Origin of the sequence: Brevibacillus migulae, assembly GCF_004521915.1 — a bacterium.
Taxonomy (GTDB): Bacteria; Bacillota; Bacilli; order Brevibacillales; family Brevibacillaceae; genus Brevibacillus_F; species Brevibacillus_F migulae.
The window spans coordinates 161,046-177,860 of sequence record NZ_SDKD01000001.1 but is presented as its reverse complement, the minus strand read 5'-3'; the positions used below and the strand labels follow the sequence as shown (position 1 = coordinate 177,860).

Below are 16,815 nucleotides of genomic sequence, written 5' to 3'. Positions count from 1 at the left end.
AGCTACACATTCCTCCTCATGAGATGATTCCGGTCGACGCCTCTTTTGACGACCGCATTAATGAGCACGGCGATTAGAATAATGCCGCCTTGGATGCCCATCTGCCAAAAGGGCGACACATTGATGAGGGGAAGCGCATTGTTCAGAATGCCTAGCAGGATGGACCCAAGAATGACGCCGGAGATTTTCCCCGAGCCGCCGGCAATGCTGACCCCGCCAAGTACGCAGGCAGCGATGACGCTCAGCTCATAGCCCATCGCGGTATCTCCTTGCGCCGAGGCGAACTTGGAAACCCAGAGGACTCCTGACAACCCGGACAATCCGCCCATGATGGAATAGACCAGCCAAAGAATCCGTCCATTGTTGATCCCGCTGATCTGTGCAGAGTCCGGATTGCTGCCTACCGCATAGATCTGTCGGCCGGTACGTGTATGGTTGATGAAATAGTAGGATACGACATAGATGATGATCGCGATCATGATCAGCGTATTGATCCCCAGTAAGGAGCTGGTCGCGATGGCCTTGAAGCTGGCCGGCATCTGGTGGGCGCTCACCCATTTCCCATCGCTCACCATAAAAGTCAACCCGCGAAACACGTTCATCATGCCCAGGGAGGCGATGATCGGCAGAATGCCAAAGCGTGCCACCAGCCAGCCCAGGACCATGCCGCAGATCAGACCGATGCACGTGCCCAAAAGGATCGCAAGTACAGGATGAAGCTCTGGATTGGCGACGACTGTCTGTGCCGCGATCATCCCCGACAAGGCCAGCGTGGCCCCGATGGAAAGATCAATGCCCCTGGTCACGATCACCAGCATCATCCCTACAGCAAGGATGCTGAGAATGGCCGTATTCGTCACCATGTCCGAAATGTTTTCAATGGTCAAAAAGCTGGGATTGCGAAACTGTACGATGACAGACAGCACAAGAATAAAACCAAGCAGTCCTGCCTCCCTGAATCTGGCTATCTTCGCACTCCACGTCGATGAGTTTCGATCCTTTTGCGTCATATCATACGAGCCTCCGCGATTTGTTCTCTGTTCCTTGGGGAGATGCTGACCATGGACGCTTCCAGGATCGCTTCCTGCGTCGCCTCCTCGCGATCAAGCACTGCGGTTACCCGCCCCTCGCGCATGACCACGATCCGGTCGCTCATCCCGATCACTTCCGGCATCTCTGAAGAAACGAGCAAAATGCCGTATCCTTGGCTGGCCAGATCACTGATAATTTCGTAAATGGCTGACTTCGCCCCTACATCCACCCCTTTGGTCGGCTCGTCGAGGATAATCACATCCAATTGGGCGGTCAGCAGCTTGGCGAATACGACTTTCTGCTGATTCCCGCCGGATAAGGAGCTGACAGGATCATAGATGCTGCGTGCTTTCACCTGCAGCTTCTGGGCCAATGTTTTCGCCGCCTCATCTTCTTTATGCCTGCTCAGCCAACCCTTTTTCGCATACTTGCCGATCGCCGGCAGCGTAATATTGCTGGAGATGCTCCAAGGCAGGACCAAGCCCTGCTTCTGCCTATCTTCGGGCAAATAGCCGATCCCCAGCTCCATCGCTTGCAGCGGATTGTCGATGTGAATCTCTTTTCCTTTTAGAAACACCTTGCCTGCATCAAGCGCATCCAAACCGAAAATGGCCTGGCACACTTCGCTTCTGCCCGCTCCAACAAGGCCGGTCAGCCCTAAAATCTCCCCGCGATGCAGCGTGAAGGAAACATTCTTGAAATAACCCGTTCTTCCCAATCCATCGACGCGCAGCACTTCTTCCCCGATCTGCGCCGCTTTTTTCGGAAACAGCTGGGTGATTTCACGCCCCACCATCGCTACGATCAAATCTTCCTGTGAAATCTCATTGATCGCCCACGAGCCGATATAACGGGAGTCGCGAAAGACCGTCACTTGACTGGCCAGGCGGTACATATCTTCAAAGCGGTGGGAGATGAAAATGACTGACACGCCTCTGTCGCGCAATTGCTCGGTGATCCTGTACAGCTCCTCGCTTTCTCGCTTCGTCAAGGCGGCGGTCGGTTCGTCCATGATGATGATTTTGGCATTGGTGGACAGCGCCTTGGCAATTTCCACGATCTGCTGCTGGGCCACGCTCAATGCGCCCATTTGCGTTTTCGGATCAAAATCAGCCCCCAGCTCGGTCAATAACACTTGGGCTTCTTGGTGCATCTGCTTCCAGAGGAGACGCTTTGTCCCCTTATCAATCTTTTCATGCCCCATGAAAATGTTTTCCGTGACGCTCAGATCCGGAAAGCAGGTAACATGCTGATAAATGGCCGCGATCCCGAGCTGCTGAGCGTCTTTCGGATGATTGATGTCCACGCGTTCGCCTTGAAAATAGATCTCTCCCTCGTCAGGACGATGGACACCGGTGATGATCTTGATGAACGTCGATTTTCCCGCGCCGTTTTCCCCCATCAAGGCATGGATTTGCCCTTTTTTCAGCTGGAAATGGACGTGGTCAAGGGCCCTTACGCCGGGAAAGGTCTTCGTAATTCCTCTTAACTCCAGTACATACTCAGACATACGCCTGCTCCCATCCGTATCGTAATGGAAAATTCCCATGATTCTGACATTGCTGTTTGCGGTTACCCAGACACGCTGGAGATGCGTGCCTGCGGATACACTGTCCACTCGAGTTCGGCTACGCGAGGGCGACCGTCAGTTTAACAGCCATTTCCTCGAGCTGCTGTACATATTGCGGATCAATCTTGTCATCGGTAATGATCTCGTCGATTTGGCTAAGCTCCGCGAAATAGGTAAATGCCTGCACCCCAAATTTGCTATGATCGGCCAGCAGCAGGACACGGTCAGCGATACTGATCATTTTTCGCTTAACCAGCGCTTGCATTTCATTGGATTCACTGATTCCCCTGCCGAGATGAACCCCTTTGCAGGAGAGGAACGCCTTGTTGACATGATAAGCATCCAGCGACCGCTCCGCACTTGGCCCGACAAAGGAAAGGGAGCGCGCCGACATGATCCCGCCTGTCGATATGACCTCGATTTTTTCCTTGGTGCTCAGCTCCATCGCGACTTTGAGCGAATTGGTCAGGACCGTCAACGGAATATCAGGCAGGATGGAAGCCATATACCATGCCGTCGTGCTCGCGTCCAGGATGATCCGATCCCGCGGTTCGATGTACTTGATAGCCTCCTGCGCGATCCGCTTCTTCTCCTCCATACGGGTGATTTCCCGCTCCATATATGGATCCTCGGGCTGCTGCTCCGCCACGCTGACGGCGCCGCCATGGCTTCGCAGCAAGCGGCCCGCCTGCTCCAGCCGATCCAGATCGCGGCGGATCGTCTCTTCCGTCACATTGCAGATCTCGCTAAGCTCCGATACACGCATGCTCCCTTTTTCATTCACGAGTCGTACGATCATTTCATGCCGCTCGATTACTAGCATCTTTTTTCTCATTCCCTTGCTCTCATCGTTTTCCCAGACCCGTCACCTGCAGGAATCGTTTATACGCCTCTGTCCATTGCCCCTGCTCCTCGGGAACATACGTCTCCAGCGGAAAGGACTCGCGAACGATTTGCCTTGCTTCGCCGATTCCTGCGATCTGGCCCAGCGTCCTATATTGTACCAAGATATTGCCAATCGCGCTTGCTTCACTCGGACCAGCCCATACCGGTCGGGAAAGGGCATTGGCGGTGAACTGGCACAGCAACCGGTTATGAATCCCGCCTCCTGCCATGTGCATGCCGGAAAAACGTTTCCCCGACAGGGCTTCTATCCGTTCGTACACATAGCGGTATTTCAAAGCGAGACTTTCAAATACACAGCGCAATATCTCTCCTCGCTCCTGCGGCACCGGTTGCCCTGTTTGCGAGCAGTACGCTTGTACGAGGGCTGGCATATCAGAGGGGTGGAGAAACATCAAATGATCCGGGTCGATAAAGCTGACGAATCCGCTTGCGCTGCTTGCTTCTTGGACCATCTGTTCAAAGGACAGGGTAACTCCCCGCTTTTCCCAATGGCTGCGGCATTCCTGCACGATCCACAAACCCATGATGTTTTTCAGCAGACGGTAGGTGCCATCCACTCCGCCTTCATTTGTAAAATTCTCTTGCAGCACCTGCTCATGGGTCAATGCATCCCGGATTTCCGTGCCCAGCAAAGACCAGGTCCCGCAGATTAAATAGACAAAATCATCGTTATCGGCAGGTATGGCAGCGACTGCCGAACCCGTATCGTGTTCAGCCACGGCAATGACCGGCACGCTTGGCACTTCCAGTTCTGCGCAGATGGGTGCTTGCAGCCGGCCTACAATCGTACCGGGCTGCACAATTTCTGCGAATAGATGCCGGGGAAGCCCCAGCTTCGTCAACAGGTGAGGATCCCAATCTCCCAGAGCAGGATTGTACAGCTGCGTCGTCGTGGCGTTGGTAAATTCGCTTTTGATCTCACCCGTCAAAAAGTAGCGCAGCAAATCCGGGATCATCAACAGATGCTGTGCCTGGGCAAGTCTTTGCGGATTATGCTGTTTCTCCGCCACGAGCTGATAGAGCGTATTGAACGGCAAAAACTGAATGCCGGTATGCTGAAAAATCTCTTCACGTGGGAGGAGCGAAAGCACTTGCTCCATGACACCATCCGTCCGTGTATCGCGGTAATGATAAGGATTGCCCAAAAGCTCCCCGCTGCTGTCCAAAAGACCGTAATCAACCGCCCACGAATCGATTCCGATGCTGGCAGGCGTGTAGCCGAGGTGCTTGGCTTTGAGGATCCCCTGCTTGAGGGAATGGTACAGGCGCAGGATATCCCAATGCAGGCGATTGCCGACCTGCACCGGCTCATTTGCAAAACGGTGAATCTCCTCGACCACCAGGTGTCGACCCTGCAGCGTCCCGATCAAGGCTCTCCCGCTGCTTGCTCCCAGATCGAATGCAAGCACGCTTGTCACCAGCTGGCACCACCCTTGCCCCGCGCAAGAATCTCCTGCGGATAGCTGCTGTCCAGATACGCCTTCATCGGATCGAGCGGCAGGCCCTGCTCTTCACGAACGGCATGGAGCAGCGGCGTCACATCACACTCAAACGCCCGTCGCACCGCATCTTCCGCCGCCAGCACATCCTGTGCTTCCTGCGCAGCCGCCACCTCTTCCAGATTGATCAGCAGCGCTTTGGCATACTGGGTCTGGACATTCAGCACCGAGCGGATCATCGCTGGGATTTTCGGCTCGATATTGTGCGATTGGTCGATCATGTAGGCGATATTTCGTACCGTCTCACGCACGCCCTCCACCTGATCCTCCGATGCGCTGATGATCTGGTAGAAGATGAGAAACAGCTCATACGGATTGATCGCGCCAACGATCAAGTCGTCATCGGCATACTTGCGGCTGTTGAAGTGGAAACCGCCCAGCTTCTGTTCATCAATCAGATAGGCGACGATATGCTCGACGTTCGTACCGGGAGCATGATGCCCGGTATCGACCAGCACTTGCGCCTGCGGCCCCAGCTTGTTCGCCAGATTGAAGGCCATCCCCCAGTCCGCCAGATCGGTATGATAAAATGCGGGTTCGAAACATTTGTACTCAATCAGCATGCGCATCTGCGGCGTCATGGCTTTGTACATCGCTTGGAACGCTTCCAGCAGCCAGCCTTTCCGTTTGCGCAGATCAGCCTGCCCCGGATAGTTTGTACCGTCCGCGATCCACAGGCTCAAGTCGCGTGAGCCCGTCTCCTTGGCGATGTCTACGCATTCGAGCAGATGCTCCGTTGCCTTTTGGCGGATAGCCGCGTCTGCATTGCACACACTGCCAAGCATGTAATCCTCATCCTGAAACAGGTTGGGGTTAACCGCACCGATTTTCAACCCGAGATTTTCTGCATGCGCTTTCAATTTGCCATAATCGTCTACTTTATCCCAAGGGATATGAATGGCGACGGAAGGGCACAGCCCAGTCAGACGATGGACTTGGGCTGCATCCTCCAGCTTTTCATAGGGATTGCGCGGCACGCCGACCTTTTGAAACACTTTGAATCGCGTCCCGGAGTCCCCGTATCCCCAGGAGGGAGTCTCGATCTGGAGCGCTTTGAGCTTCGTCTTCACCTGCTCCAGATCGATGCCGCGAGCTTGCTGCTGCTGCTCAAAAATGGTATAGGCCAGGTCTTTCATATTCCTCATCTCCCGTCCCGCTTCTTTCTCTCTTATCTGCTAAACGCTGCCGGTACCCCTCCGTCGATCGTGAGCATGCACCCTGTCGTCTTTTCCGAACGCGAGGAGGCGAAGAATGCGATGCCTTCCGCGATATCCTTCGGGTACACATTGGTCAAGAGCGTTGTCCGGTTCCGGTAATACTCCTCCAATTGATCCGGCTCGATCCCATAGGCTTCCGCCCGCTCCTGCCGCCAATTGGAGCTCCAGATGGCCGACCCTTGCAAGACGGCATCCGGCAAAACGGAGTTCACCCGGATGCCAATCGCGCCTCCTTCTGCTGCAATGCAGCGAGCGAGATGGATTTCCAGCGCTTTCGCGGAGCTGTAGGCAGCGGCATTCTTTCCGGCATAGACGGAATTTTTCGAGCCGACAAAGACCATGTTGCCGCCGAGCCCCTGCGCTTTCATTAGCTTGAACGCTTCCCGCGCCACCAGGAAGTAGCCGGTCCCAAGCACATTCATGTTCAGGTTCCATTCTTGCAGGGAGGTATCCTCAAACGGACTGGAGGTAGCCAAGCCTGCATTGTTGACGACGATGTCAACGCCACCATAGGTCAGAGCCGCCTGCTCAAATGCTCCGATTACCTCTTCTTCCTTGGTCACATCCAGCTTGACCGCGATTGCTCTGCACTCCCCTGCCTGTTCATTGATTTCCTGCGCGACTCGCTGCGCCCCTTCGACGTTCAAGTCCGCCACGACGACATGTGCCCCTTCCGCCGTCAACCGGCGGCACGTCTCACTGCCGATCCCTCCGGCTCCCCCTGTCACAAAGGCGACCTTGCGGGAAAATTCAGCTTCGGGTGGTGCGAGCGTCAGCTTATAGAGTTCGAGCGGCCAGTATTCGACCTGGAACGATTCGCTTTCGCCGAGCGATACGAATTTGCCGAGCGCGCTTGCTCCGCGCATGACAGCAATCGCTCGATGGTACAAAGCTCCGCTGATCTTCGCCTGCGCTGCGCTTTTTCCTGTATTGATCATTCCAATGCCCGGGATCAAAATGACGCGCGGTGATGCTTCAAACATCCGGTCGCCCTCTTGATGGTTGCGGGCAAAGTATTCGCTGTATGCTTGTTTGAAGGAGGCGATCCCTGCCAGCAGAGCTTCTTTCAAGCCACTCGCATCACCGGACTCTAGGTCCCACTCAACATAAAGCGGTTTCATTTTTGTATGAACCAGATGATCCGGGCAAGCCGCTCCTATCTGTGACAATACTGGCGCATCCTTGCTGTTTACGAATTGCAGAACATCGGCTTCATCATCATAGCTGAGCAGCATCCGGCTGTTTTCCCCGACTGCCCCGCGGATGGCGGGCATGACCTGCGCCACGATCCGTTTTCGTTCTTCACTTGGAAGCGTCTCGTATTTTTGACCGCCGAATAACGTTTCTTCTTTTACGCGCGCTTCGATATAGCTTTCCGCTTCCTGGATCATGGCGATGGTTTTTTCGTAGCATGCTTCTGCGTTCTCTCCCCAGGTGACCAGGCCGTGCTTTTCCATGAGCACTAGATCGGCTTGCGGGTTTTGGGCGACAGCTTCTGCGATCATTTTTGACAAGGTAAAGCCCGGACGTACGTAAGGCACCCAGACAAAGCGGCTGCCGAAAATCTCCTTCGCGATTTCCACACCGTTGTCCGCACAGCAGATGCTGATGATGGCATCCGGATGCGTGTGATCCACATGCGGAAATGGCAGGAAGGCATGCAGCAGGGTTTCAATCGATGCGCGCGGATGCTTGGCATCGATCATGCAATGGGCCAAATAGGCGACCATTTCTTCATCCGACATTTCCTCTCTTTCGATCAAAGGGCGGATGTCTTCCAGACGCAATCCAGTAAAATGGGCCGCCTTCATTGTTGCCAGATCCGAGCCGCTCCCTTTCACCCACATCACTTCGACGTCACGTCCGCGGAAGTCTTTTTCGATCGTCTTCATGGAGGTATTGCCTCCGCCCCAATTGCACACACGCCGATCGGACCCGAGCAGATTGGATCGGTAGACCAATTCATCAAGTCCCGGTTGGATTTGTGCCGCCTTCGACCGATCCCATAAACTTTGCACCATGGTTTACCTCCTGAATATTCCCTCAATTCAGTCTTTTTATAGTTTTGATTATATTTGGTTATTTTTATTTTGTACAGTATCTATTTTTGTTTTTGTTATTGTTTTTTTGTTTTTCTGTGTTTTTTACAAAGTTACTTGATGAACATTCAGCAAATCGCTTACCTTTTGCAGCAGACCAGCCTGATGTCCGATCGCCATGGCACAATGATGGGTCGGTGCTTCCCTGAACCACTGCTCCATATAGTCATCGGGATGCTTTTTGAATTTGACAGGGGTCTGGGTGTTGCCGATTTTCATGATTGGCCCACCTGTTGATTCGCCCTCGCTGATGATCAGCTTCAGCTTGCCCTCAACAGTCTGGGTGACATTCACCGTCGTGACCGGACCTGTTTTCACTTTTGCCTCCACCGATACGCCTGTGCCTTGCTTTCCGTGGTACAGCCCCATACCTCGCAGGATAGGCTTGCCTTCCGCAATGGCGATATGGAAAGGACCATCATGACCAAGCAGAATCGTTTCATCGTCGTAATCAACCACGACGATCTCCGAAAAGCTGCCGCCGATCCCCAATGTGTCGCAGATTTTCATGGCAACAGCCGTTTTCAGATCTCCTTCTCCGGAGCATGGAATGCCGCGGGCGGTCAGCAAGGAATGTCCGACAATAAAGCCGCTCTGAATGTTTTCATACTCGCTTCCCGGCGCCCCGTGATAATAGTAGGTCAAGGCGTCGAGATCGTATTCACGCACCATTTTTTCTTGTGCTGCCGCTACCTTGCAGGACCACGCGAGCTGCTCCGGGGTCGGTTTTCGCGCGATCGGATCTGCTGGGGAATCGTCACTGATGAGGAACATTTCCTCAATTTCCTCCAGCTTTGCCTTCACTTCGCTCTCGGTCACATCCCGCAACAGCCGGGCAAGATCACACATCTCCAATACCTCGACATGAAGCCCGGTCTGTGCCTGAATCATCGTAAAGTCGCTGTACATGTCGAGCATGCCGCTGTACGTATTGCCGAGAAAGCCAAAACGACTATGCCGCAACATTCTTGGCACTGAGGCCGCACGAATCCACTCCTCGATGCTGCTCCATGCTTGCACCGCTTCTTTTCGCCCTTTCGTATGTTCATCGGTCAGCGAAATGGCCGGGGTATAGTCGAGTCCTAACAGCCCATTGACTACGCGAAACGGTATGTTCGCCCGGTTGAAGGCATTGGATATCTCCGGCACTGGACAAGCTCCGCAGTGGGCCAGCCATTCCCCTGTCGTCGTCCGGTCATAATCAATGCGGGCGGTGGGCTGCAGATTCAGCACGACGACCGGAGCCTTGCAGATTTGGTGGACCGGAAGTACTGCAGAGCTCGTACAGTATGTCCCGGAGTGGCAGAAGATCAAGTCGACATCCTGGGCATTGAACCATTGACCCGCATGTCTCCCCGCGGTTTCCGAATCGACCAGTCCATAAAAAAACACTTCGCCAAAAGCGGACATCTGCTTTTCCAGAAAACGTCCGTATTCCAGGAGCCGCTCGCGCAAGCCGGGAAACTGGTTCCAATACACCTGCAGACCGATCGTATACAGACCGATCCGCGCCTTTTTCGCTGGTTTGATTGCCGCCAATTGCCTCATAGGTATCCACCCCTTTTTCACAAAAATCATAACTTTATGATCCTATTGTAATCGCTTACAATAAAGGGATCATCCAAGGATCTTGTTGATTCATCACAGGATCTTGCTGAGAGGTGAAGTCGATGAAAGCCTATACCGAGAGAGCATCGCACGCCTGGAGCGCGGATTCCATTCGGATCATTGCGACCCCGAGCCTGCCCGCCAAGTCGGTCTTCTACTATGTGCAGGAGGTCGGTTATTTTCGGACACAAGCGGAGTATTACACCGAGCGCGAGCATCTCCACTCTTATCTCGTGGTCTATACGATTTCAGGCAGAGGCTCATTGCACTACCGGGGTAAGTGGCATGACCTCCGCCCCGGCCAGCTCTTTTTCATCGATTGCATGGAGTATCAATATTACAAGACAGATGAACAAGAGCTGTGGGAGATGGCCTGGGTTCACTTTAACGGCAGCAGCAGCCGCGGCTATTTTGAGCAATTCGGCAAATACGAAAGCCCCGTTCTTACGATGGAGAACGGGGACGAGACGATTGTTCCGCTGATCCGCCAGCTGATCGAAGTCCACCGCCAGCCAGATATCCGTACGGAAGCCATATCCTCCCAGCTGTTGGTCCAGCTGCTCACCGAAATCCTGCTTGCTGCCAGTGCCCACCACACCCCTGCAGGCGCACCGATTCCTCCTTATCTGGAGGCGGTGCTGCGCGATCTGGATAAACGATTCCCGGAAAAAATCTCCCTGGACCAGCTGGCTCGGAATTCCGCCATCAGCAAGTTTCACTTTGCCAGGGAATTCAAGAAATATACAGGCTTCACACCGAACGAATATCTGATCACACGCAGGATCACGGCCGCCAAGGAACTGCTGATGTATTCCGAGCTTACGACTGCGCAGATTGCATCCGCGGTAGGGATCGACAATGTCAGCCATTTTATCAATCTGTTCAAGCAGCGTGTGGATATGACGCCACACCAGTTTCGGAAGATGTGGCGGTTGGGGAAATAAGACTGCTGGACGTACACTTACGGAAATAAGTTCCCACCGTTTGTGCGGATGACCTCCTGATACCAGGTAAAGCTGTCTTTTTTGATCCTCCGCAGCGTTCTTTCATTCGTTTCATCACGGTCCACATAGACGAATCCATAACGCTTTTGGTAGCCGTTCAACCAGCTGAGCACATCGGTAAACGACCAGCTGCAGTAGCCGATTAACTCAACTCCGTCGTTGATCGCCTGCAGGCATTGCTGCAGATGGGATTTCAGGTACGCAATCCGGTAATCATCATGGATGCGATCATCGGCCTCCAGCTTATCGAATTCGCCCAATCCGTTCTCCGTAATGAACACCGGCAGCCCGTAACGGCTCGTAATCCGGCGCAGGCCAATCCGCAGACCGATCGGATCAATCGCCCAGTCCCAGTTGGATGTCTCCAGATGAAGGTTGGCTGTCGTCTTGTACAGTCCGGGTATCCCCGTCGATTCATTGGTGCCCTTCTTGCCGGTTGTATTCATCCTGCCTTCCGCTACGCCGTCAAGCGGGTTGTGCGTATACGTGATGGTCTGATAATAATTGACGCCGACGAAATCGGGGATGCCCTTTCGCAGCAGCTCCAGATCACCCTCTTCCATGATGGGGGCCAGCCTCTGTTCTTCCAGGTACTTCAGCGGGATCTGCGGATATTCGCCCCGGCAGTATACATCCAGCCACCAGTAGTTGGTGAACTCCTCCGCATTCTCAAATGCCAGCGTATCCTCCGGGCTGCTCGAAGCCGGATAGGCGGGAGAATACGCAAAGCTGGGTCCGATCTTTCCGTCGGGCACATGAGTGCGGAAGGAATCGATGACCTTGGCATTGGCCAGAAACGCATGGTGGTTCGCCTGATAAAAGCGTTTGCGGTCCTTGACGCCCGGGGGATGCATTGCTGTGATGAAGCCGTGGTGGGTATTGTAGTTTTGCTCGTTCAGCGAGACCCAATATTTCACCCGATCGCCATAACGTTTGAACAGGGTCACGCAGTAGCGGTCGAAATCCTCGATGATCCTTCGCGATTCCCATGCTCCATACTCATCCATGAGCGCCTGCGGGACATCCCAATGATACAGGGTCAGCACTGGTTCGATACCATGGGAAACCAGCTCATTGATCAGATTGTCGTAGAATTGCAGGCCCGCCTCATTCACTTCGCCATGACCAGCCGGATATATCCGCGGCCAGCTCACCGAGAAGCGGTATGCTTTCAATCCCATTTCCGCCATCAGGGCGACGTCCTCTTGGTAGCGGTGGTAATGATCCATGGCGACATCGCCATTGCTTCCCTGATAGGTTTTGCCTTCTATTTTCGTAAATACATCCCATACGGACGGGCCCTTGCCGTCTTCGTTCCAAGCGCCTTCGATCTGGTAGGCAGCCGAGGCTGAGCCCCATAGAAAGCCCGGTTGAAAGGGACGTAATTGTCGATGCAGCATCTCATTTCCCTCCTTGGTGAATTGTGGGTCAACCTGGTTCAAAATAGAATAAAATATCAAACGCGTTTCATAGCAAGCATGGGCTTCACTTGAAAACCCAGTCCTATTGTTGCCATATGCGTAAGTCGATATATCCTTGGAATGGCCGCCTCTCCTACGGATGCTTCCACCCTGTCATTGTAAACAAACGAAGCTCCGCCACATCTTTTGGGCGGAGCTTAACCAGGCTATCGGAATCATCCATTTGACTTTCGTTTTGATAGTGAAATTTTCAATATTGCTTTTCTAAGAGAGCAACCAGGTTCTGCTTCACCATATCCCACTCGGTATCGACAATGCTAAAAAACACATTGTCGTGAATGGTCCCATCCGGCTTGATCCTGTGCTTGCGAAACGTTCCTTCCTTGACTGCCCCTAATCGTTCCACAGCTTTTTGAGAGCGTAGGTTTTGTCCACTGACCGAAAATTGGACGCGAATGACTTTCAACAATTTTCCCCCTGATCTGTTATTGTTATTCGAAGCTTTTTAAATTTCTAAATCGGCAGCCGGAGCACCTGCGCAGCCAAGCCTAGCGGAGGATGAAGCGGAGTTTTGGACACATGTTCTCTCCGCCGCAACCGCTAACTCACAAAATTCAGAACACTCCCACCCAAGGCTCCTGCGATCACCACAACCCAAGGCGGCAGCTTCCAAAACACCAGCATTGAAACCAGGATCGCGGCCAACGCGAAGTCACCAGGGCTCAGGATCGCTGTCGTCCAGAGCGGGTTATACCATGCCGCCAGCAGGATTCCCACCACTGCCGCGTTGATGCCCATCAAAGCACCTTGGATGAACTTGTTCCTGCGCAGCTGATTCCAAAACGGCAAGGCCCCGATAATCAACAAAAAGGCAGGCAAAAAGATGGCAACAGTCGCGATGACTCCACCCGCGATCCCGCCTGACATGGCTCCCAAATAAGCGGTGAAGGTAAACAACGGTCCTGGTACAGCTTGCGCCGCTCCGTAGCCCGCCAGAAAATCTTCGCGGCTGATCCATCCGAGCGGCACGACTTCTCGCTCCAGCATCGGCAGCAGCACATGCCCCCCACCGAATACCAGAGATCCCGCCCGGTACAGGCTGTCAATCAGCGGAATCCAGGCTACAGCTGTCATTTCCCGCAACAGCGGCAGAGCGATCAGCAAAGCGACAAACAGGCCAAATGCCCCGATCGCAACTCCCCTGCCCACCGGTACAGACAGGTTCGGTGCCTCAGGTATCGATTCCCGACGATACAGTATCATGCCAGCGGCTCCCGCAAGCAGTACAATCACGATCTGGCTGATGGCCGATTGCCATAGCAGAGTAAAGGTTGCTGCGACCAAAGCGATCGCCAGGCGCTTTCGATCTGGCGTCAGCGTTTTTCCCATCCCCAAAATCGCTTGGGCGACGATCGCAACCGCTACGATTTTCAAGCCATGAACCCAGCCAGCTCCAGCCACATCCATATCTTGCAGAAAGAACGCAAAGCAGATGAGGGCGATGACAGACGGGAGCGTAAAGCCTGCCCATGCGACAAGCCCTCCCAGCAGTCCAGCCCGGATGACCCCGATGCCAATCCCTACCTGGCTGCTCGCGGGCCCCGGCAAAAACTGGCATAACGCGACCAGATCGGCATAGCTGCGCTCATCCAGCCATTTTCTCCGCCGCACATATTCTTCGAAAAAGTATCCCAGATGGGCGGTCGGCCCGCCAAAAGAGGTCAAGCCCAGTCTGGTGGATACGCCCAAAACTTCCGCTAAAGCACGCAGCTTGCTAGCCGGCCTGCTTTGGGAAGAAAGCTGCTCTTTTTCCATCCGTACATTTCTCTCCCTTCATGGCTTCATCATACACCAAGCTTGTGGAGTGCATGAAAGAAAAAAACAGCCCCGTCTGTACCGACGGAGCCGACGCTCTGTTACACCTTAAACCTGCCGATCAATCCTTGCAATTCTTCCGCCATCGTGCTCAATACGGCGGAGGAAGCCACAATTTCCTCCATGCTGGCATTTTGCGTTTCCACATTCCGTGACACATGCTGGGTGGACGACGCCATTTCCAGTGCCACCGTGTCAATGGAGCGAATCGCCGCAACCGCCGTTTTCGATTCGCTGGCGATTTCCTTGGATTGGGCCGACACCTTCCGTATCTGATCCGCGACTTCATTGACAGCAGACTGGATTCGCTGGAAGGCCTCGCCGGCTTGTCCGACAACGCTGATCCCGGTGCTTACTTCCTTTTTGCCATCTTCCGTAGAAATCACCACATCCGCCGTCTCTGCTCTTATGCCGGAGATTAATCTACCCACTTCATCGGCCGCTTCCGAGGTCAACTGGGAAAGCTTGCGCACCTCATCTGCCACCACGGCAAATCCTTTCCCCGATTCCCCTGCTCTCGCCGCTTCGATCGATGCATTCAGCGCCAGCAGGTTGGTCTGTTTGGCGATATTGGTGATCACATCAACCGTCTTGACGATCTGGTCGGAGCTGCTGCCCAGGCGCTGAACGGATTCGGACAGCTCACTCATTTTCTTCTGGATGGAATTCATCTGCCCGACTGCGACCCTGATGGCTTCATTCCCCGCCGCGGCAGCTTCCAACGCGTGAACCGATTTCATATCTGCCGATTGGGTAACGGTAGCGATCTCTCCTACGGCTGAAGACATTTCTTCAATGATCGATACGCCTTGATGCACACTGCGCACTTGCTCCTGTGTACCGATCGAGATATCCTGGATGATCGCGGTGACTTGCTCCAATGATTCGCTGACTTGCCCGGAGCTGGCGCTCAGCTGCACGGCCGATGCCGCTACTTGATCCGAATGCGCGCCCACTTCGCTGATCATCTGATGCAAATTCGCTTTCATCCGGTTAAACGCTGTCGCCAAATCCCGCAGCTCATCCCGATTCGCCACATGGACATCGGCAAAGGTAAGGTCACAGTCGGCAATCCGCCCCGCCGCCTGCACCATCGTCCGCATCGGCTTCACGATCATGCGCGACAGCACGATGCCGATCCCGATCGCCAAAGCCAATGCAACCAGGCTTACGGCGATCAATGTCGTTAAAATGGTCAAGACAAGTGTCTGACTGTCAGCCATTTTATCCGCCATGATCTTTTTCTGGAGCTCCTGAATCTTTGCGGACGTCTTGGTCAGCGTTTCCGTCGCAGGAACCGACCAGAGCATGGCCTCCGACTTCGCCAGATCCGGCTGATTGCGATTCATGTAATCCGTCACCTTCGTCACCAGGCGGGCAAACGTTTCGTTGGATTCGATCATCTGATTGATATCGCTTTCCATTTCGCTCCCGCTGTTTTGCCCCTGCAGCTCTTTCAAGATGGCAGCCAGCTGTTTATTGGCCGCAAGCAGCTGCTCCTCTTTTTCCTTGGCCGGATCGACCAAATAGCTGAACAGCATGCTGTTCTGCAGCTGGGTGTACGATTGAACGTCCGCCGCCTGATTCAGCATGACAGCGTTCTCATTCAAAACGCTTAAGTAGGTAGAATCAATTTTTTTGATAAAAACGAAGGATAATCCGCTTGTAACCGCTACCAATAAAGAAACGATGATAAAGGCGGCAATGATCTTCCGGCTCAACGAAAAAGACAATGGCCTACGAGGTGAAAGGCGGTTGAGCTTGCGCAGCAATGATTCTCTCATAAAGAAGCCCCCTTGCTTCTGAGTCTTTCGTCGGTATAGATTTTTTTAAAATAGGTAAAAATATCTGATTCTAGTATATTCCACTTTTTAGCAAGGGGGAAACACCTATTTTTCCAATTCTATTCGTTTTTCGCCAAAATGACCGAACGAAGCTCCTTCATGCTGGTTACCAGATAGTCAGCTTGATAGGATCGCAGCTCCTCTTCGCTCCGCAAGCTCCATTTCACGATAGCCGCGGCTGTCCCGGCAGCCTGTCCCGCCTGGATATCATACGGGCTGTCTCCTACCATCAGCGTCCGGGCAGGATCTGCGCCCAAGGCTTCCATCGCTTTGCGCACAGGCTCCGGATGCGGCTTGTGCTTCGCCGTATCATCTGCGGTTACGATGGTCTCAAAATACGGCAGCAAGCGGCAAAGCTCCAGTCCCATTAGCGTCGTTTTGCGGATTTTGCTGGTGACGACCCCCAGCCTGACACCCGCCTCGTACAGCTTGCGGATCTCCTCTTCCACATCGGGAAAGGACCGCACCAACGCATCATGCTGCTGAAAGTTATATTCCCGATAGGTCTTTACGAGCTCTGCCCCTTTTCCCGGGACGAACTCTTCCATCTGCTCTGCCAATGGTCGGCCAAACTTCGCCAGTACGTCCTCGCGTGTATATGTATTCGGGCAATGAATCTGAAACACATGCTCGAACGAACGGAAGATGAGCTCATTCGTATCCAGCAGGGTTCCATCCAGGTCAAAAAGCACATAGGGATAGCGCATATCAAATCTCTCTCCTCTTCTCCTGCAATCTTT

The 16,815-nt window shown here is 53.7% G+C and carries 13 protein-coding genes; 1 reads left to right on the top strand and 12 read right to left on the bottom strand.

The annotated features are described in order from the left end of the window. Positions 1-2: 2 nt before the first annotated feature. The 7 genes from EIZ37_RS00850 to EIZ37_RS00820 all read right to left on the bottom strand — a co-directional run bounded on the left by EIZ37_RS00850 (position 3) and on the right by EIZ37_RS00820 (position 9,871). The gene (locus tag EIZ37_RS00850) at positions 3-1,010 is read right to left on the bottom strand and encodes an ABC transporter permease (protein WP_134682654.1); all 1,008 of its coding nucleotides are present in this window, start codon (positions 1,008-1,010) and stop codon (positions 3-5) included. After that, a complete protein-coding gene (locus EIZ37_RS00845; protein ID WP_134682653.1) occupies positions 1,007-2,542 on the bottom strand; it encodes a sugar ABC transporter ATP-binding protein in 1,536 nt (511 codons plus the stop codon). The genes EIZ37_RS00850 and EIZ37_RS00845 overlap by 4 nt, the downstream gene beginning before the upstream one ends. A 118-nt stretch (positions 2,543-2,660) precedes the next feature. Further along, complete coding sequence (locus EIZ37_RS00840) at positions 2,661-3,425, bottom strand: DeoR/GlpR family DNA-binding transcription regulator (RefSeq protein WP_134682882.1); 765 nt, start codon at positions 3,423-3,425, stop codon at positions 2,661-2,663. Positions 3,426-3,447: 22 nt separating this feature from the next. Then, on the bottom strand, positions 3,448-4,926 hold the full coding sequence (gene rhaB, locus EIZ37_RS00835; RefSeq protein ID WP_134682652.1) for a rhamnulokinase: 1,479 nt from the start codon (positions 4,924-4,926) through the stop codon (positions 3,448-3,450). After that, entirely contained in the window at positions 4,923-6,143 is a 1,221-nt protein-coding gene (rhaI, locus tag EIZ37_RS00830) for an L-rhamnose isomerase (protein WP_134682651.1), read from the bottom strand. Before rhaI ends, rhaB begins: the two co-directional genes overlap by 4 nt. Positions 6,144-6,175: 32 nt before the next feature. Next, positions 6,176-8,245 carry a bifunctional aldolase/short-chain dehydrogenase gene (locus EIZ37_RS00825; protein WP_134682650.1) on the bottom strand — a complete coding sequence of 690 codons (2,070 nt, stop codon included), beginning with the start codon at positions 8,243-8,245 and terminating at the stop codon, positions 6,176-6,178. Positions 8,246-8,368: 123 nt separating this feature from the next. Beyond that, positions 8,369-9,871 (bottom strand): L-fucose/L-arabinose isomerase family protein, encoded by a 1,503-nt coding sequence (locus tag EIZ37_RS00820; RefSeq protein WP_134682649.1) that lies wholly within the window; start codon positions 9,869-9,871, stop codon positions 8,369-8,371. Between the two features lie 122 nt (positions 9,872-9,993). Here EIZ37_RS00820 and EIZ37_RS00815 point away from each other — a divergent pair, with 122 nt between their 5' ends. Continuing rightward, complete coding sequence (locus EIZ37_RS00815; RefSeq protein ID WP_134682648.1) at positions 9,994-10,875, top strand: helix-turn-helix transcriptional regulator; 882 nt, start codon at positions 9,994-9,996, stop codon at positions 10,873-10,875. A 17-nt stretch (positions 10,876-10,892) separates the two neighbouring features. Here EIZ37_RS00815 and EIZ37_RS00810 read toward each other — a convergent pair whose 3' ends face one another. The 5 genes from EIZ37_RS00810 to ppaX form a co-directional block, all read right to left on the bottom strand. After that, a complete protein-coding gene (locus EIZ37_RS00810) occupies positions 10,893-12,335 on the bottom strand; it encodes a glycoside hydrolase family 1 protein (RefSeq protein WP_134682647.1) in 1,443 nt (480 codons plus the stop codon). A gap of 271 nt (positions 12,336-12,606) precedes the next feature. Next, positions 12,607-12,822 (bottom strand): GNAT family N-acetyltransferase, encoded by a 216-nt coding sequence (locus EIZ37_RS00805; protein WP_235827846.1) that lies wholly within the window; start codon positions 12,820-12,822, stop codon positions 12,607-12,609. Positions 12,823-12,956: 134 nt separating this feature from the next. After that, a complete protein-coding gene (locus tag EIZ37_RS00800) occupies positions 12,957-14,171 on the bottom strand; it encodes a chromate transporter (protein ID WP_134682646.1) in 1,215 nt (404 codons plus the stop codon). Positions 14,172-14,272: 101 nt separating this feature from the next. Then, positions 14,273-16,015 (bottom strand): methyl-accepting chemotaxis protein, encoded by a 1,743-nt coding sequence (locus EIZ37_RS00795; protein ID WP_235827845.1) that lies wholly within the window; start codon positions 16,013-16,015, stop codon positions 14,273-14,275. A gap of 119 nt (positions 16,016-16,134) precedes the next feature. Next, the gene (gene ppaX, locus EIZ37_RS00790; RefSeq protein ID WP_134682645.1) at positions 16,135-16,782 is read right to left on the bottom strand and encodes a pyrophosphatase PpaX; all 648 of its coding nucleotides are present in this window, start codon (positions 16,780-16,782) and stop codon (positions 16,135-16,137) included. Positions 16,783-16,815 lie beyond the last annotated feature (33 nt).